Raw genomic sequence first — 22186 nt, 5'->3', positions numbered from 1 at the left:
AATATCAGGGAAAAAGCTTCGTTAACTGTTCGCTATGTCTCCGAACAAAGTGTTCGCGATGTCCCCGGTCCATACACTCCCGGAGGGAGAGGGAGCTGATCATCGGTGATCTTGCGCCTGCATGCGGTCAGTTCCCTCTCCCTCCGGGAGAGGGCTAGGGAGAGGGGCTTTTGATTCTGCTTAAGGCTTCAATGCCTTCTTCGGGTAGATGTCGTAACGGCTCGATTTGCCGTCCAGCGCGTGGCTCGGCTTGGGCCCGGCAATGCACGGAGCCTTGCGCGGGCGTTTGACCACCACGCGGTGGGTGGCCAGTGCCAACGCTGCCTCAAGCAAGGCCGGTGCGTCGTTGTCATCCCCTACTAACGGGCGGAACAGGCGCATTTCTTTCTTCACCAGGGCGGTTTTCTCTCGGTGCGGAAACATCGGGTCGAGGTAGATCACCTGTGGCGGCTCTCCCTCCCAGTTACGCATCACTTCAATCGAGTTGCCTTTGAGCAAGTGCATGCGCGACACGATTGGCGCCACTTCAACGTCGTCCAGGCCACGGGCCAAACCGTCTTCCAGCAAGGCGCCGATCAAGGGCTGGCGTTCGATCAGGCTCATCTCGCAGCCCAGGCTCGCCAGCACGAATGCGTCCTTGCCCAGCCCCGCCGTGGCGTCCAGCACGCGCGGGCGCACGCCCTGTTGAATCCCCACGGCCTTGGCGATCATTTGCCCGGTGCCGCCACCAAACAAACGCCGGTGGGCTGCGCCACCTTCAACAAAATCGACCCGCACCGGGCCGGGGGCATCAGGGCCCAGCTGTTGCAACTGCAAACCCTGGTCGCCGATCTGCAAGGCAAAGTCAGCCTGCGGCTCGTCCAACGGCAGCCCCAGGCGCTCAGCCCATTGCTCGGCCAGGGCCTGATAAGCCTCGTCCAACGCTTCGACTTTGATACGACTGCCCGCTGCTTGCTCAATCATTTAAAACACGCTCAAAAATTTAATGATCGGCAAACGCTGCCGATAAATGAAATATCCGGCATTTTGCCAGAGCTGGGCGTCGACCGAGAGCTATGTCAGACATTCATTCCGCATCCATCGGCTTTATCGCCCCCATTGGCGACTTTGGCGGACACAATTCGCAAGTCACAGGCAGCGTCAATCACCTGTGGAAGGACTTCTATGCCCAGGCCATGGCAGAGCAGTCGGCGACGGATGAATTCCCGGCCATCGAGATGCCCCTCGCGGCGGCGGACGAGAATACCGAGCCCTGCGGCGGCAATGATGTCCTGAGCGCCATCGTGACCCAGCGCCATTGCGACGTGCAGGACACCGAGATCAAACCGCCCGAAGCGTTGTTCTTGCCAATCGCTGAGTTCGAGCTGGATTTGCTGCCGCCCACCGCGCTGCCCTTCCCGCCGGATGTCATCGCCGAACAACAGCACCAGCAGGCGTTCAACGACGCCTGGGTTCGTCCATTGGTCATGGCCCAAGGTCACCCGTTGCCCGAGCCGGGCCCGGCGCCTGAGCCTCGGCCTTTGCACTTACCCATTGCCGAATTCGAGATGGACCTGCTGGACAAACCCGCCGAGCCATTCGACGCCGCCACCTTGATTGAACAGCAGCACGCGATGGACTTTGACCTCGCCTGGGCGCGCCCGTTGATCGTCAATAACCTGCGCCTGGCGGCTTAAAGCAGCCCTAATTGCTCGGTGGTTTGCGGCGTGTGCAAGTGGGCCAGTGCGGGTAGCCCCGGCAAGCGCTCAGTCAATTGCTGATGAAAACGCCGTGCCAGCTCCGGTGCCCGGTGGTTGTCCGGGGTGTGAAGAAACACATAGGGCGTGCGGCCTTCTTCGATCCAGCCAGCGACTTTCTCCACCCAGGGTTTCAAGTAAGGGTCATTGGCCTGCAGCTCCGGGCGCCCGATAAAGCGCACTTGCGGGCATTGGGTAAACGCTGCCGGGCGCGGCGGCACTTTGGGCTTTTTCGACTGGGCATGCAGCACCGCCGGGTCGCTGGAGTCGCAACTGAACAGCGCCCGCGAGTCCAGGCAAATACGCTCGACCCCGCGCTCCATCAATAAGCGATTGAGCAAGCGCTCGGCATCGCCCTTGGCAAAAAACTCCGGGTGACGCACCTCAACGGCCAATGGCCGCTGCAGGTCGTCGATAAAGCTCACCAGCTCAGCCAGACGCTGCGGCCCGAAGCTTGCGGGCAGTTGCAGCCAGAACGGCGCCACGCGCGGCCCCAGAGGCTTTAACAATTGCAGGAAGCTTTCGATTGCCTGCCCTTGCTCACGCAAATCGCCGCCGTGACTGATCTCTCGTGGGAACTTGGCCGTAAAGCGAAAATGTTCGGGCATGCTGCTTGCCCAACGCGCCACCGTGGCGGGCTTGGGGCTGGCATAGAACGTGGTGTTGCCTTCAACGGTATTGAACACCTGCGCGTACAGGCTCAAAAACTCGGTGGGTTGGGCATTTTGGGGGTATAGGCCTTCGCGCCAGGCGTTTTCACTCCAGGACGGGCAGCCGAGGTAATAAGGCAGTTGGGCGTCAGTCATGCCGTCAAATGTACAGGTCCAGCCCCATCACTTCTATTTCCCAATCAACAAATCCTTGGGTGGTCAGGTAACTGGCGAGGGCGCTGGCGGCGTTTTTGCTCATCCCGCGCTGGAAAATCATGTCCTGGGAACGCACCGGCAGTTGGCTGATGCGCTCACCCGACGAGGCCTGGCGAGTGATTTGCGGCAGGTTTTCAAGGTCTGCCGGGCTGTCTTCTACCGACTCATCAACCTGCACTTTGCCTTTACGCGGCTTGCGCTTGATGGGGTAAGACTGGGAGGAAAAGCCGTCAATACGCATAAGTGCAAGCTCGGTAGCGGTATTGGCAATTTAGCGGCGTTGGCCCGACTAAGCAAATAGTCCTGTGGGAGCGGGCTTGCTCGCGATGCAGGCAACGCGGTATGCCTGTTACACCTTGCCGATTCAATCGCGAGCAAGCCCGCTCCCACAACCCGATCCAATAATAGCTGGGCTAGATAAGGCCACGTTCAGCGCGGGTTGCCGCCACTTTGTCGCGCAGGTACACCGGCTGCGCATCGTCGGCGCGGATGGCTTCGCCGCGCGCCCAGGCAAAACGCGCCAGGGTCAGCAAGTCTTCAGCATGGGGCAACATGCCAGCGTCCAGCGCCGTTGGTTTGACGTTCAAGCGCTCGGCATAGCCCCAGCCGGTGCCTGCACCAAACCAGTCACCGCTGGCGCCGTCCGGCAACGCGGCGGCTTCAGGTGGCAACACCGCTTCGACGCCTTGCAGGCGCATTTCACCGGCCTGCTCGCGGTAGCAACCCCAATACACTTCGTCCATGCGCGCATCAATGGCCGATGCCACCTGGGTCGCACCGTGCTCGCGATAGGCACGCTGGGCCAATGCTGCCAGGTTGGAGATCGGCAATACCGGGCGCTCCAGGGCAAAAGCCAGGCCTTGCACCACGCCGATGGCAATACGCACACCGGTAAACGCACCCGGCCCGCGACCAAAGGCAATCGCCTCGACCGCCGACAGCTCAACGCCAGCCTGCGCCAGCAGCTCTTTAATCATCGGCAACAGCTTTTGCGCATGCAGGCGCGGGATCACCTCGTAGTGGCTTGTGACCTTGCCATCGTGTAGCAAGGCAACAGAGCAAGCTTCAGTCGCGGTATCCAGGGCCAGCAAGGTGCTCATCGGTGTTCCCGTCAGAATCAAAATTGAAAAAAGTGCAGCAGTATAAACAACAACAGCCCGCAAGCGGGCTGTTGTCACCAAGCAAAATCGACTTATCAGCTCAGGGCTGCAAGCACCTTGGCGGTGATCGATTCTACCGAGCCAACACCGGCGATGTGGCTGTACTTTGGTTTGCCTTGGGCAGACTCAAGCTTCTGGTAGAAATCCACCAGCGGCTTGGTTTGCGAATGGTAAACCGACAGGCGGTGACGAACGGTTTCTTCAGTGTCGTCTTTACGCTGCACCAGGTCTTCACCGGTCGCGTCGTCTTTACCTTCAACCTTTGGCGGGTTGTGCGCGATGTGGTAAACGCGGCCCGACGCTTCGTGAACGCGACGACCGGCGATGCGCTGAACGATTTCTTCGTCTTCTACGGCGATTTCAACCACGTGATCCAGCTCTACACCGTTGTCGACCAGTGCTTGAGCTTGTGGGATGGTGCGCGGGAAACCGTCAAACAGGAAACCGTTGACGCAATCTGGCTGAGCAATGCGCTCTTTGACCAGGTTGATGATCAGGTCGTCAGAAACCAGACCACCGCTGTCCATGATGCTTTTAGCTTTCTGGCCCAGTTCGGTGCCAGCCTTGACCGCAGCACGCAACATATCGCCAGTGGAGATTTGCGGGATGCCAAATTTTTCAGTGATGAACTTCGCCTGAGTACCTTTACCGGCCCCGGGAGCTCCCAGCAGAATTACGCGCATCGATGTGCTCCTCAATTTTTTATTTAAATGACAACAGACTCGCCTCTTGGGGCCAATCTCAAAATCGGGTAATGGCCGCAAAACAGGCCAAAGGGCTGACCAAGATACACAGCCGTTCCGGACCACACAAGCGGGCCAAAGTAGGAATAATCACTGCTAAAGCAGCCCTTGCGACCGGGTGTCACAGGTCGCAACCCTGGCAAAAAGTGTCGCGCCGGGGCCGGATCAGGCCACGAAAAGCCCCGATGTTTGGCACCACGGCGCGACTTTTGACTAGCGAACGAGCTTAGCCGGTGTTGCGCAAACCCGCCGCGATCCCCGCCACAGTCACCAGCAGCGCTTGTTCCAGAGGGCTGTCCTGATCGGTTTGCTGGCGTCGCGAACGCGCCAGCAGCTCAGCCTGCAACAAGTGCAGCGGGTCAAGGTAGGTGTTGCGCAAGCGGATGAACTCCAGCGTGTCCGGGCTGTGCGCCATCAGTTGAGACTGCCCGGTCAAACCCAGTACCACCTCGCACGCCTGCGACAATAAGTCGCGTAAGTGCGCACCCAAAGGCAGCAATTCAGGGGCCACCAGACGTTCGTCGTAGAGCCGGGCGATGTCGGCATCCGCTTTGGCCAGGACCATCTCCAGCATGTCGATGCGGGTGCGGAAGAACGGCCATTGCTCGCGCATTTGCGCCAGTTGCTCTCCTTCACCGCGCGCCAGCGCCTGGCTGAGCGCGGTTTCCCAGCCGAGCCAGGCGGGCAGCATCAGGCGTGTTTGGGTCCAGCCGAAAATCCACGGGATGGCGCGCAAGCTTTCAATCCCGCCTGCACGACGCTTGGCCGGGCGACTGCCCAAGGGCAAGCGGCCCAACTCTTGTTCCGGGGTGGACTGGCGGAAATACTCGACAAACTGCGGGTTGTCGCGCACCACCGAGCGGTAGGCCTTGACCCCGTCGTCGGCCAGTTCGTCCATCAGCACTCGCCAACCCGGCTCAGGTAGCGGCGGTGGCAGTAACGTGGCTTCGAGCACCGCCGACAGGTACAGGTTGAGGTTTTGCTCGGCGATGTCGGGCAGGCCAAATTTAAAGCGGATCATCTCGCCCTGTTCGGTGGTACGGAAACGCCCCGCCACCGACCCCGGCGGTTGCGACAGAATCGCCGCATGCGCCGGGCCGCCGCCACGCCCCACGGTGCCGCCACGGCCATGAAACAGCAGCAGGTCGACGTGTTGCTCGCGGCAAATATTCACCAGGTTTTCTTGCGCCCGGTACTGCGCCCACGCCGCTGCCGTGGTGCCGGCATCCTTGGCCGAGTCGGAGTAGCCGATCATCACTTCCTGCGGCCCCTGCAGGCGTGCGCGGTAACCCGGCAACAGCAACAGGCGCTCAATCACCGGCCCGGCATTGTCCAGGTCGGCCAGGGTTTCAAACAGTGGCACCACGCGCATCGGGCGCTCAAGCCCGGCCTCTTTGAGCAGCAGTTGCACCGCCAGCACGTCAGAAGCCGCACCCGCCATGGAGATCACGTATGAGCCCAGCGAAGCCCCCGGCGCAGCTGCCACCTCACGGCACGTGGCCAACACTTCGGCCGTCTCGGCGGCGGGTTTGAAGTAACCCGGCAACAGCGGGCGCCGGTTGTTCAATTCGCGCATCAGAAAGATCAGACGCGCGTCTTCATCCCAGTCTTCATAGCGGCCAAGGCCCAGGTAATCGGTAATTTCAGTCATGGCCGAGGTGTGCCGGGCCGCGTCCTGACGCACATCCAGGCGCACCAGGAACAGGCCAAAGGTCACCGCCCGACGCAGGCAATCGAGCAGTGGCCCGTCAGCAATCACGCCCATGCCACAGGCGTGCAGCGACGTGTAACACAGCTTCAACGGTGCCAGCAGGTCCTGGTTGTCATGCAACACACCTTCAGGCGCAGGTTGTGCGCTGTGCAAGGCGCTCTGCGCCCAGGCACGGGTGATGCGCAAGCGTTCCCGCAATTGTTTGAGCACCGCGCGGTACGGCTCGGCACTCTCCCCCGCCACCGCGAGCAATTCATCGGTGGCCTGCTGCATGGACAGGTCAGCGGCGAGTTTATCGATGTCACGCAGGTACAAATCGGCGGCCATCCAGCGCGCCAGCAAGAGCACTTCGCGGGTGACCGTGGCGGTCACGTTGGGGTTGCCATCACGGTCGCCGCCCATCCACGAAGCAAAGCGAATGGGCGCTGAATCCAGCGGCAAATGCAGCCCGGTGGCCTCGTGCAACGCCGCGTCGGCGGTGCGCAGCATGTTGGGCAGCGCCTGCCACAACGAGTGTTCAATAACGGCAAAACCCCACTTGGCCTCATCCACGGGTGTAGGCCGGGTACGACGGATTTCTTCGGTGTGCCAGGCTTCGGCGATCAAGCGCTGCAAGCGCTCTTCGATTCGCGACTTCTCGGCCAAGGTCAGATCCCGGTGATCCTGAGCCGCCAGTTGCTCGGCAATCGCGTCGTACTTTTGGATCAAGGTGCGGCGTGTGACTTCGGTCGGGTGGGCCGTGAGCACCAGCTCAATCTCAAGGCCGCTGAGTTGCTGCGCCAGCGAGTTCGCGTCATGCCCTTCGGCCAGCAAGCGGCTCAACAAGGTGGGCAGCACTTGCGACTCAAACGGTTGCGGCTGGTCATCGCCACGCCGGTGAATCAACTGGTATTGCTCGGCGATATTGGCCAGGTTCAAAAACTGGTTGAACGCCCGTGCTACCGGCAGCACTTCGTTATCGCTGAGGGCATCGAGAATGGCGCTTAATTCTTCGCCCGGAGTGCCGTGCCGGTCGTCTTTGGCACCCTGGCGGATGCGTTCGATCTTGGCGAGAAACGCGTCGCCGTATTGGTCACGAATCGTATTACCCAACAGCTCACCCAGCAGGTGAACATCATCGCGCAAGCGTGCATCAATATCGGTCATCAGCCATTTCTCCAGCAGATTCTGGGCGAGTTCGTGGCCCAAGAGTGCGTCGCAATGGGCGTCGCTGGCAAGCCATGCGCGCGCTAAACAGCTAATTAACCTATGACCCATCAGTCAGAAAATTTTTAGGCAAACTGCCATCTTTTTTTTTGAACTATTCAAATTTCGTTCAGGTCACAGCTTTTAACCATCACTGCAGGAACCTGCGTCCAACTGCTCCAGGTCAACCGACAGTTGTGATGGAGATGATGTTTTTAAGGAGTTCCCTAATGGAGTTGAAGACCATGATGACCCGCACTGTCAAAACCACCTCTCCTCGCCTGCGCGGGCTGAAACTGGCTGCATTGGCGATCGGTGCCAGCTTCGTTTTAGCCGGTTGTGCTGGTAACCCGCCAACCGAGCAATACGCTGTGACGCAGTCAGCCGTAAACAACGCCGTCAGCGCTGGCGGTACCGAATACGCTCCAGTGGAAATGAAGTCGGCACAAGACAAGCTCAAACAAGCTGAGCTGGCCATGCACGACAAAAAATATGACGAAGCCCGTCGCCTGTCCGAACAAGCTGAATGGGACGCTCGCGTAGCAGAACGTAAAGCCCAGGCCGCCAAAGCCGAGAAGGCCGTTCAGGATGCTCAGAAAGCCGTCCAGCAACTGCGTCAGGAAGGCATGCGCGGCCTGCAATAACAGCCGCCCCTCTTTGATCGCAACTGGCGATACAGCATTCCTAATAGATAGAAAGGACAACTATTATGCGCAATACAGTAATGATCCCTGCCCTGCTGGCCCTGAGCGTTGGTTTGGCCGCGTGCTCGCACCAGCCGAACGTTAACCTGGAAAACGCCAAGAGCAACTACTCGGCCCTGCAAACCAACCCGGAAGCGACCAAGGTTGCAGCGCTTGAAACCAAAGACGCTGGCGAGTGGCTGGACAAGGCTGAAAAGGCCTACCTGGACAAAGAAAAAGAGTCCAAGGTTGACCAACTGGCTTACCTGACCAACCAGCGTGTTGAGCTGGCCAAGCAAACCATCGCCCTGCGTACTGCTGAAAACCAGCTGAAAAACGCCGGTTCCGATCGTGCCCAGGCTCTGCTGGATGCCCGTGACGCGCAAATCAAAAAGCTGCAAAGCCTGAACGCCAAGCAAACGGATCGCGGCACCCTGGTGACCTTCGGTGACGTGCTGTTTGACTTCGACAAGGCCAACCTCAAGCCTAACAGCCGCGAAAGCATCGCGACCCTGTCCAACTACCTGATCCAGAACCCGGATCGCAAGGTGATTGTTGAGGGTTACACCGACAGCAAAGGCAGCGCTTCTTACAACCAGAACCTGTCTGAGCGTCGCGCCAACGCGGTTAAAGCAGCACTGGTACGTGCCGGTGTAGACCCATCGCGTATCGTTGCCCAGGGCTATGGCAAGGAATACCCGGTTGCTGACAACAGCAGCAACTCGGGCCGCGCTCAAAACCGCCGGGTTGAAGTGACCATCTCCAACGACAACCAGCCGGTTGCGCCACGCTCTTCGATCCAGTAAATCGACAAGCGTTAAATGAAAGCCCCGCCTGAGTGATCAGGCGGGGCTTTTTGTTGTATGGCTTTCCCCTCACCCCAGCCCTCTCCCGCGGGAGAGGGAGCTCTACCGACGTGTTCTCACATTCAGCGTCAGGCTCACAGATCGCCAAAAATCTGCAGCAGCCCACAAGCGGGAGAGGCGTGGTGAGGGCGCTTTTGCTCTTAAGGTTGCAGCTTCGGCGTGTCCTGCCCCATGCAATGCACAGCCTGTTTCTTGTTATTGACCAACACCCCGGTCAGGCCTTTTTGTTCGGTATCAAACAACACCACGATCCCGTCAATGCACTGCGCCACCTGGTTGGCGGGCGTCAGGGAGACTTTGTAGTCCTCGCCCGGCAAGGTCTTGAGCATGGTGAAGTCGTTGAGCAGCAACGCATCCTCAGGCTTGGCGAAGTGTAGGTAACCGTAGTACCACAGGCAGCCCACCGTACCGATGATGGTGCCGATGCCAGTGAGGATCAGGGGGATGGCGTTACGCTCTTCACTCATTGCGGGGTCTCTGTTTCGGGAGCTTTAGTCGGCGAGTAATTGGGGATCTCCCCCAGTCGCCGCACACCGTTGAAATGTTGCGGGTCTTCAAGATAACGCAGCATCACTTGGCGCCAGGTCGGGTCACCAAACGTTTGCACGTGACCGCCCCGGGTCAGTTGCAACACCTTGGGCGGCGGCGCGGCCTGGTACAGGCGGATACCGTTGGACAGCGGGACGATCGGGTCGTCCATGCTGTGAAAAATCAGCACGGGCAGGTCTTTCATGTCCGGCATGGCGTACACCGCACTGTCTGCGTCAGGCACCAACCACGACAGCGGCACTTGCAAGGGCCAGGTCAGCCAGGACGTGCTCAGGGCAAATTGCCCCACTTCGCGGTAACTGGCAGGCACACCATCGAGCACCACGGCCTTGAGCCGGGCGCGCTGCTGCGGGTGCTGGCTCAGGTAATGAACGCCCATGGCACCGCCCAGGCTTTGCCCCAGCACAATCAGTGGCTGCCCCTGCACGGACGGTTGTTGCTCTAACCAGTCAAAGGCGGCGTCGATGTCCTGATACACCGCAGGCAAGCCCGGTTTGCCCTGCGACAGGCCATAACCGCGATAGTCGAGCATCAGCACTTGATAGCCCTGCTCGGGCAACCAGGCCACCGCGCCCAAGTGATACGCCAGATTGCCGCCATTGCCATGCAGGTGCAGCACCGTGCCCTTGAACGGCACGCCGGGCTTGGCCGGCAGCCACCAACCATGCAATTGCGTGCCATCGGCGGCAGTGAGGTTGACGTCTTTGTACGCAAGGCCCGCCGCCGTCGGGGTAATCGGCTGGCCAGGTTCGGGGTAAAACAACAATGAGCTGCATCCGCTGAGGGCGAGCAGCAGGCAGAGTGCAGCCAGGGTTTTCATTGAATGGACCGCCTTGTCACAAGATATTGGAGTAGTCGGCTTCGATCCGGTCCAGGCTCAAGTGGTTGAGGAAGTTGGAGAAGCACATCCATGCCGACAAGGCGTTCATGTCGCGGAACTGGTCTGGCAGGTATTTAGGCGCAACCACTAATCCTTCATCGACCAACTGGCGCAAGGTGCGCATGTCTTCCAGCGTGGTCTTGCCACAGAACAACAGCGGCACTTGTTCGAGCTTGCCCTTACGCACGGCCAACTGAATGTAGTTGTAAACCATGATGAAGCCTTTGAGGTAGGACAAGTCTTTGGTGAATGGCAGACCATTAGGCACCGAGCCACGGAAAACCCGACTCGCGTTGCCATAGCTTTCTGGCATCTCGAACCCCTGATCACGGAAGAACTGATACACCTGCATAAAGTCCGCGCCCTCTTCCACCATGTGAATGGCGCGGGTGCGGTTGGTTAGTTTGCGCAAGCGGCTCGGGTAGGAGGCGAAGGTGATGACTTCCATCAAAATCGCCAGCCCTTCCTGGGTCACGGTCGATGAGGGCGGGCCTTTGGACAGGAAGGTGCAAATGGGCTGGTTTTGGCCATTGAGCGTGGTGCCCACGTGCACCAGCCTTTCGTGTACTTCTAGGGCGCGCACGTCGCGCTCGTTGAACATCGCATCGCTGCGGATCTTGATGTAGTCGGCGCCGGCTGCTGCGTCCGCGACGATACCGTCCGACTCAAACACCCGAATGGTTTCTTCGCACTCGCCAAAGACCTTGTTGAGCCGGCTTTGCAGCAGGTTCACCGCGTCTTTGGCGGTCAGATTTTTGACTTCGTCCTTGAGGTCACCACGCCCGTCGATGTTGTCCAGGTAATCGGACATCATCAGGCCCAGATCGGCCAGCGTTGGATCACCGGCATGGAACGCGTCGGAAGCAGCGCCGTATAACTCTTGGGAAATCAGCCCGAAGTCTTCTGTGCCGCGTGCTTCGAGCATGCGCACCACCATTCGGTACTCTTTGCACATGCGCCGCATGATCTGCCCGACCGGGTTGAACTGCCCCAGTTGCCGGGTGATGTCACGCTCAATGTGTTGGAACTCTGACTTGACCGCACTGGAGTCAAAAGACAGCGGCCGCGACAAGTAATAGTCACGGCTGACCGCTGGCATCTCTTTGCCTTTGGCCTTTAAAAAACCCTGCCGGATGCTGTCATCCCATTTCACCGCATCCAGCACGCGGATCGGCGCCTGGGCCAGCACAATGCGGTCTGACAATGTGCGTATGGTGCGCTGGTAATCGTCCACCCGCGGCTCCTTGATTAAATGCGGTTACTTGATCGCACGCTGATAGCGGGCCACTTCGACAAAGACGTCCGAATTGGCAGGATCGTCGAGGTATGCAAAAACTGTAGCTGATGGGCTCTTGATCTGTACGCCTGAACCTTCAGACGTTTCGACCGGCTCACCGTTCAAGGCCGACTGGCCTATCGCCTGCTTGATCTGATCAAGGTCCAGGTCGTACACCACCAACTCACCGTTGTCGTTCACCTCAAAGCCATTGAGGGTGTAACCACCGCCCAGTTTGGCTGGCAAATTAGCCGAGGCGTACCAGCGGCTGCCGTGGCGGGCAACGATAAAGGTGTAGCGATCACGCGCCTTGGGTTCGCCCTTGGGGTAGACCACGGCTTCGTAGCGCGTCTTGTCGACGGCGCGGATATTCAGGTTGCGCGCCTCGCCCCAGGCATCCTTGCTGGTCCATCTTCCGAGCAGTTGTTTTGGCGCTGGCTGGGCCGCAATCGGTGCGTCTTTAAACGTCACCAGGCACCCGCTCAACATCAAAAATGACAATGCCACCAGCAATACGCGCCACACTTTCATGCCTGCATCCTTCTATAGAGCGGCCAGGGCTCATTGAGTAGGGCCTGATATTCCATCCGACTGACAATCGCCGTCAACCGTTGGCATGCTGGTGCGCCTGATTGAAGAGCGCGATTTTCTTTGTAGCCGCTGCCGAAGGCTGCGATAAGGTCCGCAGGGCCTTCACTTTTGACGCCAGAAACCGGGGCTGCTACGCAACCCATCGCAGCCTTCGGCAGCGGCTACACCCTATGCGCTTTCATCGGGCAATAAAAAACCGCCTTGAATCGGCGGCTTTTTATTCGGCATCGTTACGCTTGTGGGCGCATGTGCGGGAACAGGATCACGTCGCGAATCGACGGGGAGTTGGTCAGCAGCATCACCAGACGGTCGATACCGATACCTTCACCCGCCGTTGGCGGCATGCCGTATTCCAGTGCACGCACGAAGTCGGCGTCGTAGTGCATGGCTTCGTCGTCACCGGCGTCCTTGTCCGCCACCTGCGCCATGAAACGCTCGGCCTGATCTTCCGCGTCGTTCAACTCGGAGTAGGCGTTGGCGATTTCACGGCCACCGATAAACAGCTCAAAACGGTCGGTCACGTTCGGGTTGTCGTCGTTACGACGGGCCAGCGGCGACACTTCAAACGGGTACTGGGTGATGAAGTGCGGCTGTTCCAGCTTGTGCTCGACCAGCTCTTCGAAAATCATCACTTGCAGCTTGCCCAGACCTTCGAAGCCCAGCACCTTGGCACCGGCTTTCTTGGCGATTTCACGCGCCTTGTCGATGTCGTTCAGGTCTGCAGCGGTCAGCTCAGGGTTGTACTTGAGGATCGAGTCGAAGACCGACAGACGCACAAACGGCTCACCAAAATGGAACACCTTGTCGCCGTACGGCACGTCGGTGCTGCCCAACACCAGCTGTGCCAGTTCACGGAACAGCTCTTCGGTGAGGTCCATGTTGTCTTCGTAATCGGCGTAGGCCTGGTAGAACTCAAGCATGGTGAATTCTGGGTTGTGACGGGTCGACACGCCTTCGTTACGGAAGTTACGGTTGATCTCGAACACTTTTTCGAAGCCGCCCACCACCAGACGCTTGAGGTACAGCTCAGGCGCGATACGCAGGAACATTTCCATGTCCAGCGCGTTGTGGTGAGTTTCGAAAGGTTTGGCTGCCGCGCCGCCCGGAATGGTTTGCAGCATCGGCGTTTCAACTTCAAGGAAGTCACGCGCCATCAGGAAGCTGCGGATGTGCGCGATCACTTGCGAACGCACACGGAAGGTGTGGCGCACGTCTTCGTTAACGATCAGGTCAACGTAACGCTGGCGATAGCGCTGCTCGGTGTCAGTCAGACCGTGGTGCTTGTCTGGCAGCGGGCGCAGGGATTTGGTCAGCAGACGCACGTTGGTCATTTCAACGTACAGGTCGCCTTTGCCGGAACGGGCCAGGGTGCCTTCAGCGGCGATGATGTCGCCCAAGTCCCAGGTTTTCACGGCGGCCAGGGTTTCTTCTGGCAGGGTTTTACGGTTGACGTAGACCTGGATGCGACCGGTCATGTCCTGAATCACCATGAACGCGCCACGGTTAAGCATGATGCGACCCGCAACCTTGACCGGAATGGCTGCTTCAGCCAGCTCTTCCTTAGTCTTGTCGGCGTACTGCTTCTGCAAGTCAGCGCAGTAGTTTTCACGACGAAAATCATTCGGGAAGGCGTTGCCTTTAGCGCGCTCGGCTGCAAGTTTTTCCTTGCGCAGGGCGATCAGGGCGTTTTCTTCCTGTTGCAGGTCTTGGGGGTCGAGTTGTTGGTCGCTCATGTCTTAAAAATTCCATCACAGGTTCGTTGCCCCTGCCCTGCGGCAGGGGTTGGCGGGCCTTTAGCGCGCCTTGAGGCATCGCATTGGCTGCGCACTTACGGTTATTGCGCGACTTACAGCCCTTGTTTCAGGCTGGCTACCAGGTATTCGTCGATATCGCCGTCGAGCACTTTGTCGCAATCGCTGCGCTCGATGTTGGTACGCAAATCCTTGATACGCGAAGCGTCGAGTACGTACGAGCGGATCTGGTGGCCCCAGCCGATGTCACTCTTGGTGTCTTCCAGGGCTTGGGACGCCGCGCTGCGCTTCTGCATTTCTTGCTCATAAAGACGGGCCCGCAACATTTTCATGGCGGTGTCTTTGTTCGCATGCTGGGAACGTTCGTTCTGGCAGCTCACCACAGTGTTGGTCGGTACGTGGGTAATCCGCACGGCCGAGTCAGTGGTGTTTACGTGCTGACCACCCGCACCGGAGGAACGATAGGTATCGATCCGCAGGTCAGACGGGTTGATGTCGATTTCGATGTTGTCGTCGATTTCCGGCGAAACGAAAACAGCCGAGAACGAGGTGTGACGACGGTTGCCCGAGTCGTAAGGGCTTTTACGCACCAGACGATGGACGCCAATCTCGGTACGCAGCCAGCCAAAGGCGTATTCACCCTTGATATGCACGGTTGCGCCTTTGATACCAGCGACTTCACCGGCAGACAGTTCCATGATGGTGGCATCGAAGCCGCGCTTGTCGGCCCAACGCAGATACATCCGCAACAGGATATTGGCCCAGTCTTGCGCTTCGGTACCGCCGGAGCCTGCCTGAATGTCCAGGTAAGCGTTATTGGCGTCCATCTCACCGCTGAACATGCGGCGGAATTCGAGTTTTTCAAGGGCTTCGCGAAGACGCTCGACTTCAGCGGCGACGTCATCGACAGCGGCCTGGTCTTCTTCTTCGGCGGACATCAACAGCAGGTCTTTGGCATCGGCCAGACCTGAGTGCATCTCATCCAGGGTTTCGACGATCTGCGCCAGCTGGGCGCGTTCGCGGCCTAGCTCCTGGGCGTACGTCGGGTTGTTCCAGACACTAGGATCTTCAAGCTCGCGATTGACTTCGATCAGACGCTCATGCTTTTGATCGTAGTCAAAGATACCCCCGAATAGTTTCGGAGCGCTCTGACAGGTCCTTGATGCTGTTAAGGATCGGGTTGATTTCCATGGCTGGCGGCACTCGTAGGCGATTTTTACAAAGCCGGGGAGTATACCGCAAACATGGGCTGGCAGCAGCCCGCCTGGCGGGGGCAGTTCACTTTGTAGGAGCTGCCGAAGGCTGCGATTTTTTGCCTTTAAAGATCAAAAGATCGCGAGGCAAGCTCGCTCCTACAGAGTTTTGGGATGGCTTTTTGACGCATTCCGTCAGCAATTTCCTCTTCCCAATGCAGGGCACTTCCTAGAAGATTGCCCCCGCTCGTGAGTCGCTTGCACCACTGTAAAACCGGGGTTTAGTCTGCGCCCTTCGTTGAACTTTCAACGGACGGATGTGGAAGTCCGATGCTACTCACGCCCCGATAATCAGCAAGCGGAGCTTTCGTATCATGAAAAAAACAAACCCGGACCTACCTAAAACTCAATCCCTCGAAACCGCCCAATACCGCATACTCACAGCGCTTAAAAGCCCAGCCCCCGACATCCATTCGACCCTGCCCAACACATCTCAACGCGCCTTCGGCCCTATCGACTCGACTTTGCAACCCATGTTTACCCTGCGTGCCGGCATCAGTGCGCAAGATGCACTGGCGCATGTGTCGCTGTTGCTGTTATGCGCCGAGCAGACGAGTGATGAAATTACAGAGTTGGGCAGCGGCGTTGAACGCGGGTTGATCTGGTCGATGGTGCACTCGGTCGAAATGGCCCGTGCGGTGGTGGATTCATTGCTGGATAGCTCACAGCATCACACGACATAAACGCCCCGCTATGGGCTGACTTGTCAATTCCAACAGCCTTTACAGCCAATAGATCATACAAAAAAGAGCTCGTCAGTTTCTGTAGCTCAGGCTGACGGGCTTACAATTATTCCGTTCCTGAAACCAAACCAACAAGCTGCTCTCTTTAAAACAAACCGCCTATCAGAAAAACATTAAAGACCAACAGCCTATACACACTCACCACCCTCATAAAAAAATACTTACCTATCAATAAATTAAAAACAAAAAAAACACATTCAACAAAAACATCCTACATAGAAAACAGAAAAATCCTACAACAATCAAAAACAAAAAGAGCATTCATTAAAAATAATAAAATTGACAGTGAGGAATCAGAAAACTATAAAAAATACGCACACCAGATACAAAACTGTCTCACCCACTGATCAAGGAGTAATCGATTATGACCACAGAAAATGATATTGAAATACTCGAAGATTCAGCCTCGGAGATTGAAACACTTACAGCACTTGTAGAAACTGACTATGATGCTGTCGGTGGAAAGACATCACCAGAGTTCTAATTAACCGCCCTGCGAACCTTGTCCTCACAAGGTTCGCTCAAGGAGATGTGAGATGTACATCACCTTAAAAAAGGATGTTTTTTCGTATTCTAATCTAGGGTTTTGCTTTTTCCACAACGGCAGCCACTTATTAAAGATAAACAAGAAGACTTTCTTAAACGCTCTCGCAAAACCGATAGAAGCTCAGCGAATTATTGATCAATACCCAACATTTTTTACTGCCACCTTTATAAATGGCGATGGTAAAACATATGAACAGAGCATTGTCGACTTTTCAACTATTCACGAGCAATTCTGACAGTGGTGGGCCTGAGTTAAAAATAGCGCTGGTTGCCCTTCCTTATGAAGAGGGGCCACAGAGGATAATGCCACTAGGACTACAAAACATTTCAGCTTATATCAAGAAAAATATAAAGCAGAAAAAATCTATAAAAATATTTGATTATTCCAATTTAGAAAGCTCCAACACAGAACAACTAGAGGATCTCATTTCTTGGAAACCTGATCTAATAGGCATATCAATTTACAGCAGTCACGTATGTGCCGCTATCCATTGGGGACATATAATTCAGCAATCATTACCTGCAAGCTTCATTTTTTGTGGAGGACCGCACATCAGTCTCGCCGCAGAAGATTTTTTAATTAGAAGCCACCATACATTTAAACTCGCCATTCAAGGCGAAGGCGAACATCCAACTCGAATTTTAATAGAACACTTCAACACCTTGCCCTCCCTAAAAAATTCAATTGACTACGATAATTGGGCAGAACAAATACCCAACACCGTGTGGATCAACTCGAAGGGCAAGATAAAACATAGCCTTGATAAAAAACTACAGTTACCGGCCAGCGAATGGGAGAATCCATTAATGGAGTACCATTCTGAACGTTTACAAAATCTGTACTTTACTGATCGTCGCGACAAAAAAAAGCGAACAGCCATCGCCCTCACCAGTAGCCGTGGCTGCCCACTAAGCTGTTCTTTCTGCGCAATTGTTGCTGCGGATAAAGAGGGTCCTAAATGGCGTGCTGTTGAAGCAGAGACTCTTGTCGCATGGATTGGGGAGGCATTAAACAGCTATGACTTTCAGCACATCTACATAATGGATGCCAATTTCTTTGTAAAAAAAGAAAGAGTGCTCGCTTTTTCCAGAGGTTTACACAAGCTAAGAGGAGGCACACTCACTTGGAGCAGCTCATCTACAGTTGGTTATTTATTAAAAATACGTCACGAGTTACCCACACTGGTATTGCGAGGCTTACGTTTAGTGGAAATGGGTATAGAGGCAGGTTCTCAGTCTCAACTGGACTATATGAACAAGCGTGTGAGCGTGCAAAACAACATCGATGCCATTAAGGCTCTACAGAAAAACAATATTGATATCGGTCTTGATTTTATAATGTTTTACCATGACCAAAAAAAGCAAGAAATTATAGATAATCTTATCTTTCTGGTCAGCGCTGGCGTTACAGAGCACGAGTCATTTGATCACTATTTCAATATCATGATGCTTTATCCTGGAACTCCAGTCAGGCACAATTTAGAAAACAGCATCGGTGAAAAGCTCAGCCTTGAGAAACTTCCGTTCAGCAGAGACTTTATAGACAACTACGATGTAAAAAAATTTACTCCACTTTCATAGATGACTTCGCAAAACCTTGGTTAGGAAAGCTAGAAGCCGCTATTTCATCCAACCTAAGAGTGCTCTCCCAGTCAAAAAGCAAGTCACTGAAAGCACAGCTTTCACTGATGAATATTTACTTGAGGCATATGCCATTTATCGTCTTATGGGAACTGTCTCACGCAAAAAAACATGCTCCAATCGAAGTTATTGTCCCCCAATTTTCAAACTACACACACCTCATAGAGTCCCTCTTACATCGTAAAGACGAGGCTACGATCGCACGCAAAATAGTCGAAATAGGCACAACCGGTGTCGGTGGGCGTAGCGGAGAACTAATCAGTAAAATTTCATAACTCCAACAACTACGAAGGTGAGCACATGCGTACCAATGACGTGCGGCTAGGTATTAGCGGTGACATCCATAAATTAGCGAGTATTGCCCGCGCATTCAGGCAAGAAAAATACCACCCTTTCAGTAATATTCATCACTTCAGCTTAGGCCTAAGGCCTTGGGAGGTCCTGGATGAAGCGCTTATCGATTTCTTAAAAAAACAAAATATCACTCTATCCGCTCACCCTACTGATATTAATTTTTCCGGAAGGTTAAATATCACCGAGCTAAAAATATTAAGTAAAACACTTAAACCTTGGCCAGTCTCATACATTGAAGAGGACATGGGTATCTGGCGTACTGGAAAACTATTTTTGGGAGCACACCAGTTAAATCCTGTCATGAACAAAACATCACTACACAAAACAAAACTCAATATTATAGACGCGTCAGAAATACTAGAGTTACCCATTACTATTGAAAACCCACCCATTTACTACGAGGCTGGGAATATTGATTTTTGGGATTACTATTTGGAATTATGTACCTGTTCAAACAGCCAGATGGCTTTTGACATAGGTCACTACATCGGATATTGCAAAAGCCAAAATCAGTCACCTGTTTACAGTTTACCCTTCCATGACCTGTGCAATTTAATGAGAACCGTACACATATCCGGTATAAAATCCTGGACGTGGAACGGCATAGCCGTTTGGTTAGATCAACATGCAGATGAGTTCAAAACGCCAAGCCTCACTCTGCTAAAAAACGCAGTTGAGCGGAGCTGTAATATTTCAAATGTCTTACTTGAAATGGAGGGAGCGTCCGCATCCGTAGAGGCAAACAATATTGAACGCGTGTCGACTTTTTTAAGCGAGCATCTCTACCATGGATAACTCAACGTGTAGCCCCACTGAATTCCTCAGCACAATTTATACTCTTGATAATATTAGACCCTCAGCTTCTCGCCCTCACCAAAACGCCCACCTGGTGTTCGAGAGCACTCGAAGATTCTTGGATATTACTCGGCACATTTATCGCCGGTGGCCGTACTCAGCCCCCTATATATTAGCTTTTGACCAAGGCCACTCGCTGACTCAGGTGTTTGAGCAATTCCCCTTACGCGCGCGTCATTACAACAATATAGCAATGGGCGCTCATGCATTATTCAAACGTGCTGTTGCAACATTGAGCACTCCCTTTTACGCTGAGCTTCTAGAATACGAAGATGCCCAAAATTCGCACACTCCTCACGGCGTCATATACACAACTGAACAACCGCAGAAAGGTCACTACTTAGTACTCCCCTATGACTTAAATTCGATGTATACAAGCTTACTATTTTACGGCAGAGCTTCAGCCCCAGCATTTCTATATCAACAACTAACACCTGAGCAAGGCACGACTTATAAGATACTCTCACCATGAAGGCCAAACAACTGATTGGCCGATCAGATGCGATGTATTGTGGCATCGCCATGGTAGTTACCATATTGGAACTTGCTCTTATAGCAACAAACCCACAGCTAGGTGCCTATGCGTTAGAAATCGCATTACTATTACAGCTCATTATTTCTGCCTCACTAGAGTTTTATGCTGGAGCCACACTAAGTTTCTATATAGGTATTGGTAACACCATGCTGACGGGATTCGCACTCAAACTGGCGAGCGCCGTCAGCTTCCTAATCGGATTTTATTTATCTTACCAAGGATTAATTATAATAACCTGGTGTTTTTTAGTGACTGCTTTTGCCTTGGACTCCATAGGCACAGGCTGTTTAAAATCGACATTTCGCCCAACTTATAATCGAATCCATTACACCCTGACAGGGAAGAACGCTGACTTCGCTATCATAGCCTTTAGTTTCTTGACGCTACGCCTCTTACTTCCTTTAGCACTGCTACTTTTGGCCAGCTATGTATTGAGTTCCTGGCAACCTTCATACTCAGCAGCAGCCACTTTTTCAACGATTATTATTTGCAGATTAGTTCAGTTTTTTTATGCCCACCAAGACCTTAAACTAACTCGGGTGACATTCAAACCTAAACAACACATTCGCATCCTCTCACTGAGCAGACTCCGTAACGCTTACCAACGAAATCCTTCGGCTTTTTATGGCTTTTTAACTGGAAACTTATTTGAGTCAATCATTCTCATGTACGCTATCGGCCTGTTGTATCAGTACAAACACCTTTTACAACTACCTGGGTTCCTGTCTTGGCTTGGCAGTTCTATGATAGCCTTTTCGCTGTATTTAATTTCTATCATCATTGGCGGTGGGCTATTAGTAAAAATCATAAATAACACACTACCAAAATCTTTAGCTTTGATTTTTTTCAGCCTAACACTGTCAAGCTCTCTCTGGATAATAATCGACACGCAGGACAAAGGATTATTCTATGCACTGACGATATTCAGCTTCTCGGGCGTCATAATTGGCTTAATACTTATGAGGCTATCAACTAACTCAATTCTACAAACCTCTACCGATTTAGAGGCGGTAGATTTCTTTCTTCTAGTTGAAGTAACCACCACTTTCTGCATTGTTATAATAGCGGGTATTGCGGCTTTAATTTTTGGTCCTGATGGTTTAATAAAAGGCTTCGGCTCAGGCATTACCATTGCCATGCTTATTTATTTTTCTTACTTATACAAAAAGCAAAAACAATCCACTCTGTGAGTGCGAGCTTGTCTCGCGAACTTTTGCCTTTAAAGATCAAAAGTTCGCGAGACAAGGTGGGATGCGTTACTCGATCCCGACTTGGTTACGCCCGTTGTGTTTGGCCAGGTACAGGCCTTTGTCCGCCGCGGAGATCAATTGGCGTGAGCTGCCGTTTTGCTGTGGGGTGAGGGTCGCCAGGCCAATGCTGATGGTCAGGCTGCGGCCTTCGCTGGGCTGGATGTGCGGGATTTTCAGGGCTTCTACGGCCTGGCGCAGTTTTTCTGCCACCAGTCGTGCTCCGCCCTGGGAGGTGTTGGGCAAGACGATGGCGAATTCTTCGCCGCCGTAACGCGCCGGCAGATCAGACGGGCGACTGCTGGCATCACGAATGGTAGAGGCCACTTTGCGCAGCGCTTCGTCGCCGTCCAGATGGCCGAAGGTGTCGTTGAAAGACTTGAAGTAGTCAACGTCGATCATCAACAACGACAGCTGGGTCTGCTCACGCAAGGCGCGGCGCCATTCCAGCTCGAGGTATTCGTCAAAGTGCCGACGGTTCGACAGCCCGGTCAGGCCGTCCGAGTTCATCAACCGTTGCAGCACCAGGTTGGTGTCGAGCAGTTGCTGCTGGCTCACACGCAGCGCACGGTAGGCTGCGTCACGCTGCAAGAGGGTCATGTAGGAGCGCGAGTGATAGCGAATGCGCGCCACCAGTTCGATGTTATCGGGCAGTTTGACCAGGTAATCATTGGCCCCCGCCGAAAACGCCGCGCTCTTGATCAGCGGGTCTTCTTTGGTGGACAGCACGATGATCGGGATATTCTGGGTCGCCGGGTGATTGCGGTATTCACGCACCAGGGTCAGACCGTCCAGCCCCGGCATGACCAAGTCCTGCAAAATCACGGTCGGTTTGATGCGGATGGCTTGCGCAATCGCCTGATGCGGGTCTGCACAGAAGTGGAAATCAATGTTCTGCTCTAGCGCCAAACCCCGGCGCACAGCTTCGCCGATCATCGCCTGATCGTCTACCAGCAGCACCATGGCGGCGTTTTCGTCTGTTTTAACGTCGTCCAACTGTAAATCGCTCATGCGC

21 protein-coding genes are annotated in these 22186 nt (G+C 54.6%); 8 read left to right on the top strand and 13 right to left on the bottom strand.

Annotation, left to right across the window (positions count from 1 at the left end; genetic code table 11):
* Nucleotides 1–180: 180 nt before the first annotated feature.
* A complete protein-coding gene (locus AAEZ03_RS14295; protein WP_350579476.1) occupies nt 181–963 on the bottom strand; it encodes a class I SAM-dependent methyltransferase in 783 nt (260 codons plus the stop codon).
* A 92-nt stretch (nt 964–1055) separates the two neighbouring features.
* On the opposite strand from AAEZ03_RS14295, the gene AAEZ03_RS14290 reads away from it, so the two are divergent.
* On the top strand, nt 1056–1676 hold the full coding sequence (locus tag AAEZ03_RS14290) for an energy transducer TonB (protein ID WP_350579474.1): 621 nt from the start codon (nt 1056–1058) through the stop codon (nt 1674–1676).
* On the opposite strand, the gene AAEZ03_RS14285 is transcribed toward AAEZ03_RS14290, so the two are convergent.
* From AAEZ03_RS14285 to ppc, 5 genes are all read right to left on the bottom strand, one after another.
* The gene (locus AAEZ03_RS14285) at nt 1673–2542 is read right to left on the bottom strand and encodes a DUF72 domain-containing protein (protein ID WP_262126704.1); all 870 of its coding nucleotides are present in this window, start codon (nt 2540–2542) and stop codon (nt 1673–1675) included. The two genes, AAEZ03_RS14290 and AAEZ03_RS14285, sit on opposite strands and share 4 nt — an antisense overlap.
* A gap of 4 nt (nt 2543–2546) precedes the next feature.
* Nucleotides 2547–2843, bottom strand: coding sequence for a hypothetical protein (locus AAEZ03_RS14280; protein ID WP_123749709.1), 297 nt, complete (start codon nt 2841–2843; stop codon nt 2547–2549).
* Between the two features lie 172 nt (nt 2844–3015).
* Entirely contained in the window at nt 3016–3702 is a 687-nt protein-coding gene (gene tsaB / locus AAEZ03_RS14275; protein WP_048368133.1) for a tRNA (adenosine(37)-N6)-threonylcarbamoyltransferase complex dimerization subunit type 1 TsaB, read from the bottom strand.
* A gap of 95 nt (nt 3703–3797) precedes the next feature.
* On the bottom strand, nt 3798–4445 hold the full coding sequence (gene adk / locus AAEZ03_RS14270; protein WP_350579471.1) for an adenylate kinase: 648 nt from the start codon (nt 4443–4445) through the stop codon (nt 3798–3800).
* Nucleotides 4446–4731: 286 nt separating this feature from the next.
* The gene (gene ppc / locus AAEZ03_RS14265) at nt 4732–7362 is read right to left on the bottom strand and encodes a phosphoenolpyruvate carboxylase (RefSeq protein WP_282364436.1); all 2631 of its coding nucleotides are present in this window, start codon (nt 7360–7362) and stop codon (nt 4732–4734) included.
* Nucleotides 7363–7631: 269 nt separating this feature from the next.
* Between ppc and AAEZ03_RS14260 the strand changes: the two genes are divergently transcribed.
* Nucleotides 7632–8045 carry a DUF4398 domain-containing protein gene (locus AAEZ03_RS14260; RefSeq protein ID WP_048368136.1) on the top strand — a complete coding sequence of 138 codons (414 nt, stop codon included), beginning with the start codon at nt 7632–7634 and terminating at the stop codon, nt 8043–8045.
* 65 nt (nt 8046–8110) lie between these two features.
* The gene (lptF, locus tag AAEZ03_RS14255) at nt 8111–8890 is read left to right on the top strand and encodes a lipotoxin F family OmpA-related lipoprotein LptF (protein ID WP_048368137.1); all 780 of its coding nucleotides are present in this window, start codon (nt 8111–8113) and stop codon (nt 8888–8890) included.
* A gap of 200 nt (nt 8891–9090) precedes the next feature.
* Here the strand turns inward: lptF and AAEZ03_RS14250 are convergent, their stop codons facing one another.
* From AAEZ03_RS14250 to prfB, 6 genes are all read right to left on the bottom strand, one after another.
* Nucleotides 9091–9417 (bottom strand): PA3694 family proteiin, encoded by a 327-nt coding sequence (locus tag AAEZ03_RS14250; protein WP_048368138.1) that lies wholly within the window; start codon nt 9415–9417, stop codon nt 9091–9093.
* Complete coding sequence (locus AAEZ03_RS14245) at nt 9414–10319, bottom strand: alpha/beta hydrolase (RefSeq protein WP_350579468.1); 906 nt, start codon at nt 10317–10319, stop codon at nt 9414–9416. The genes AAEZ03_RS14250 and AAEZ03_RS14245 overlap by 4 nt, the downstream gene beginning before the upstream one ends.
* A 16-nt stretch (nt 10320–10335) precedes the next feature.
* Nucleotides 10336–11613: a flavohemoglobin expression-modulating QEGLA motif protein gene (locus AAEZ03_RS14240; RefSeq protein WP_350579466.1), complete on the bottom strand. Its 1278-nt coding sequence runs from the start codon at nt 11611–11613 to the stop codon at nt 10336–10338.
* A gap of 24 nt (nt 11614–11637) precedes the next feature.
* Entirely contained in the window at nt 11638–12186 is a 549-nt protein-coding gene (locus AAEZ03_RS14235; RefSeq protein WP_350579465.1) for a hypothetical protein, read from the bottom strand.
* A 290-nt stretch (nt 12187–12476) separates the two neighbouring features.
* Nucleotides 12477–13979 carry a lysine--tRNA ligase gene (lysS, locus tag AAEZ03_RS14230; RefSeq protein ID WP_048368143.1) on the bottom strand — a complete coding sequence of 501 codons (1503 nt, stop codon included), beginning with the start codon at nt 13977–13979 and terminating at the stop codon, nt 12477–12479.
* A 113-nt stretch (nt 13980–14092) separates the two neighbouring features.
* Nucleotides 14093–15188, bottom strand: a protein-coding gene (gene prfB / locus AAEZ03_RS14225) for a peptide chain release factor 2 (RefSeq protein ID WP_153351134.1) whose coding sequence is annotated in 2 segments (ribosomal slippage) — nt 14093–15115 and nt 15117–15188 — 1095 coding nt in all. Because the reading frame shifts where the segments join, the coding sequence is not laid out codon by codon here.
* Nucleotides 15189–15564: 376 nt separating this feature from the next.
* Here prfB and AAEZ03_RS14220 point away from each other — a divergent pair.
* From AAEZ03_RS14220 to AAEZ03_RS14200, 5 genes are all read left to right on the top strand, one after another.
* Complete coding sequence (locus tag AAEZ03_RS14220; protein ID WP_048385610.1) at nt 15565–15933, top strand: DUF3077 domain-containing protein; 369 nt, start codon at nt 15565–15567, stop codon at nt 15931–15933.
* Between the two features lie 596 nt (nt 15934–16529).
* Nucleotides 16530–16775, top strand: a complete 246-nt coding sequence (locus tag AAEZ03_RS14215) for a hypothetical protein (protein ID WP_194287934.1) — start codon at nt 16530–16532, stop codon at nt 16773–16775.
* Nucleotides 16729–18120 carry a B12-binding domain-containing radical SAM protein gene (locus AAEZ03_RS14210; RefSeq protein WP_350579462.1) on the top strand — a complete coding sequence of 464 codons (1392 nt, stop codon included), beginning with the start codon at nt 16729–16731 and terminating at the stop codon, nt 18118–18120. Before AAEZ03_RS14215 ends, AAEZ03_RS14210 begins: the two co-directional genes overlap by 47 nt.
* A 360-nt stretch (nt 18121–18480) precedes the next feature.
* The gene (locus AAEZ03_RS14205; RefSeq protein ID WP_350579460.1) at nt 18481–19329 is read left to right on the top strand and encodes a multinuclear nonheme iron-dependent oxidase; all 849 of its coding nucleotides are present in this window, start codon (nt 18481–18483) and stop codon (nt 19327–19329) included.
* A 528-nt stretch (nt 19330–19857) separates the two neighbouring features.
* Nucleotides 19858–21114: a hypothetical protein gene (locus AAEZ03_RS14200; protein WP_350579459.1), complete on the top strand. Its 1257-nt coding sequence runs from the start codon at nt 19858–19860 to the stop codon at nt 21112–21114.
* 66 nt (nt 21115–21180) lie between these two features.
* On the opposite strand, the gene AAEZ03_RS14195 is transcribed toward AAEZ03_RS14200, so the two are convergent.
* A complete protein-coding gene (locus AAEZ03_RS14195) occupies nt 21181–22182 on the bottom strand; it encodes a response regulator (protein ID WP_153326151.1) in 1002 nt (333 codons plus the stop codon).
* Nucleotides 22183–22186 lie beyond the last annotated feature (4 nt).

This window comes from Pseudomonas sp. HY2-MNA-CIBAN-0224 (genome assembly GCF_040310285.1).
GTDB lineage: Bacteria > Pseudomonadota > Gammaproteobacteria > Pseudomonadales > Pseudomonadaceae > Aquipseudomonas > Aquipseudomonas helleri.
The sequence above is the reverse complement of the archived record's forward strand: the minus strand, read 5'-3'. Positions and strand labels throughout refer to the sequence as shown.

Excerpts from the sequence above, each read along its gene's own strand:
- AAEZ03_RS14295 (WP_350579476.1), bottom strand. The coding sequence starts at position 963 with ATGATTGAGCAAGCAGCGGGCAGTCGTATCAAAGTCGAAGCGTTGGAC.
- AAEZ03_RS14290 (WP_350579474.1), top strand. The coding sequence starts at position 1,056 with ATGTCAGACATTCATTCCGCATCCATCGGCTTTATCGCCCCCATTGGC.
- AAEZ03_RS14285 (WP_262126704.1), bottom strand. The coding sequence starts at position 2,542 with ATGACTGACGCCCAACTGCCTTATTACCTCGGCTGCCCGTCCTGGAGT.
- AAEZ03_RS14280 (WP_123749709.1), bottom strand. The coding sequence starts at position 2,843 with ATGCGTATTGACGGCTTTTCCTCCCAGTCTTACCCCATCAAGCGCAAG.
- tsaB (WP_048368133.1), bottom strand. The coding sequence starts at position 3,702 with ATGAGCACCTTGCTGGCCCTGGATACCGCGACTGAAGCTTGCTCTGTT.
- adk (WP_350579471.1), bottom strand. The coding sequence starts at position 4,445 with ATGCGCGTAATTCTGCTGGGAGCTCCCGGGGCCGGTAAAGGTACTCAG.
- ppc (WP_282364436.1), bottom strand. The coding sequence starts at position 7,362 with ATGACCGATATTGATGCACGCTTGCGCGATGATGTTCACCTGCTGGGT.
- AAEZ03_RS14260 (WP_048368136.1), top strand. The coding sequence starts at position 7,632 with ATGGAGTTGAAGACCATGATGACCCGCACTGTCAAAACCACCTCTCCT.
- lptF (WP_048368137.1), top strand. The coding sequence starts at position 8,111 with ATGCGCAATACAGTAATGATCCCTGCCCTGCTGGCCCTGAGCGTTGGT.
- AAEZ03_RS14250 (WP_048368138.1), bottom strand. The coding sequence starts at position 9,417 with ATGAGTGAAGAGCGTAACGCCATCCCCCTGATCCTCACTGGCATCGGC.
- AAEZ03_RS14245 (WP_350579468.1), bottom strand. The coding sequence starts at position 10,319 with ATGAAAACCCTGGCTGCACTCTGCCTGCTGCTCGCCCTCAGCGGATGC.
- AAEZ03_RS14235 (WP_350579465.1), bottom strand. The coding sequence starts at position 12,186 with ATGAAAGTGTGGCGCGTATTGCTGGTGGCATTGTCATTTTTGATGTTG.
- lysS (WP_048368143.1), bottom strand. The coding sequence starts at position 13,979 with ATGAGCGACCAACAACTCGACCCCCAAGACCTGCAACAGGAAGAAAAC.
- AAEZ03_RS14220 (WP_048385610.1), top strand. The coding sequence starts at position 15,565 with ATGAAAAAAACAAACCCGGACCTACCTAAAACTCAATCCCTCGAAACC.
- AAEZ03_RS14215 (WP_194287934.1), top strand. The coding sequence starts at position 16,530 with ATGTACATCACCTTAAAAAAGGATGTTTTTTCGTATTCTAATCTAGGG.
- AAEZ03_RS14210 (WP_350579462.1), top strand. The coding sequence starts at position 16,729 with ATGAACAGAGCATTGTCGACTTTTCAACTATTCACGAGCAATTCTGAC.
- AAEZ03_RS14205 (WP_350579460.1), top strand. The coding sequence starts at position 18,481 with ATGCGTACCAATGACGTGCGGCTAGGTATTAGCGGTGACATCCATAAA.
- AAEZ03_RS14200 (WP_350579459.1), top strand. The coding sequence starts at position 19,858 with ATGAAGGCCAAACAACTGATTGGCCGATCAGATGCGATGTATTGTGGC.
- AAEZ03_RS14195 (WP_153326151.1), bottom strand. The coding sequence starts at position 22,182 with ATGAGCGATTTACAGTTGGACGACGTTAAAACAGACGAAAACGCCGCC.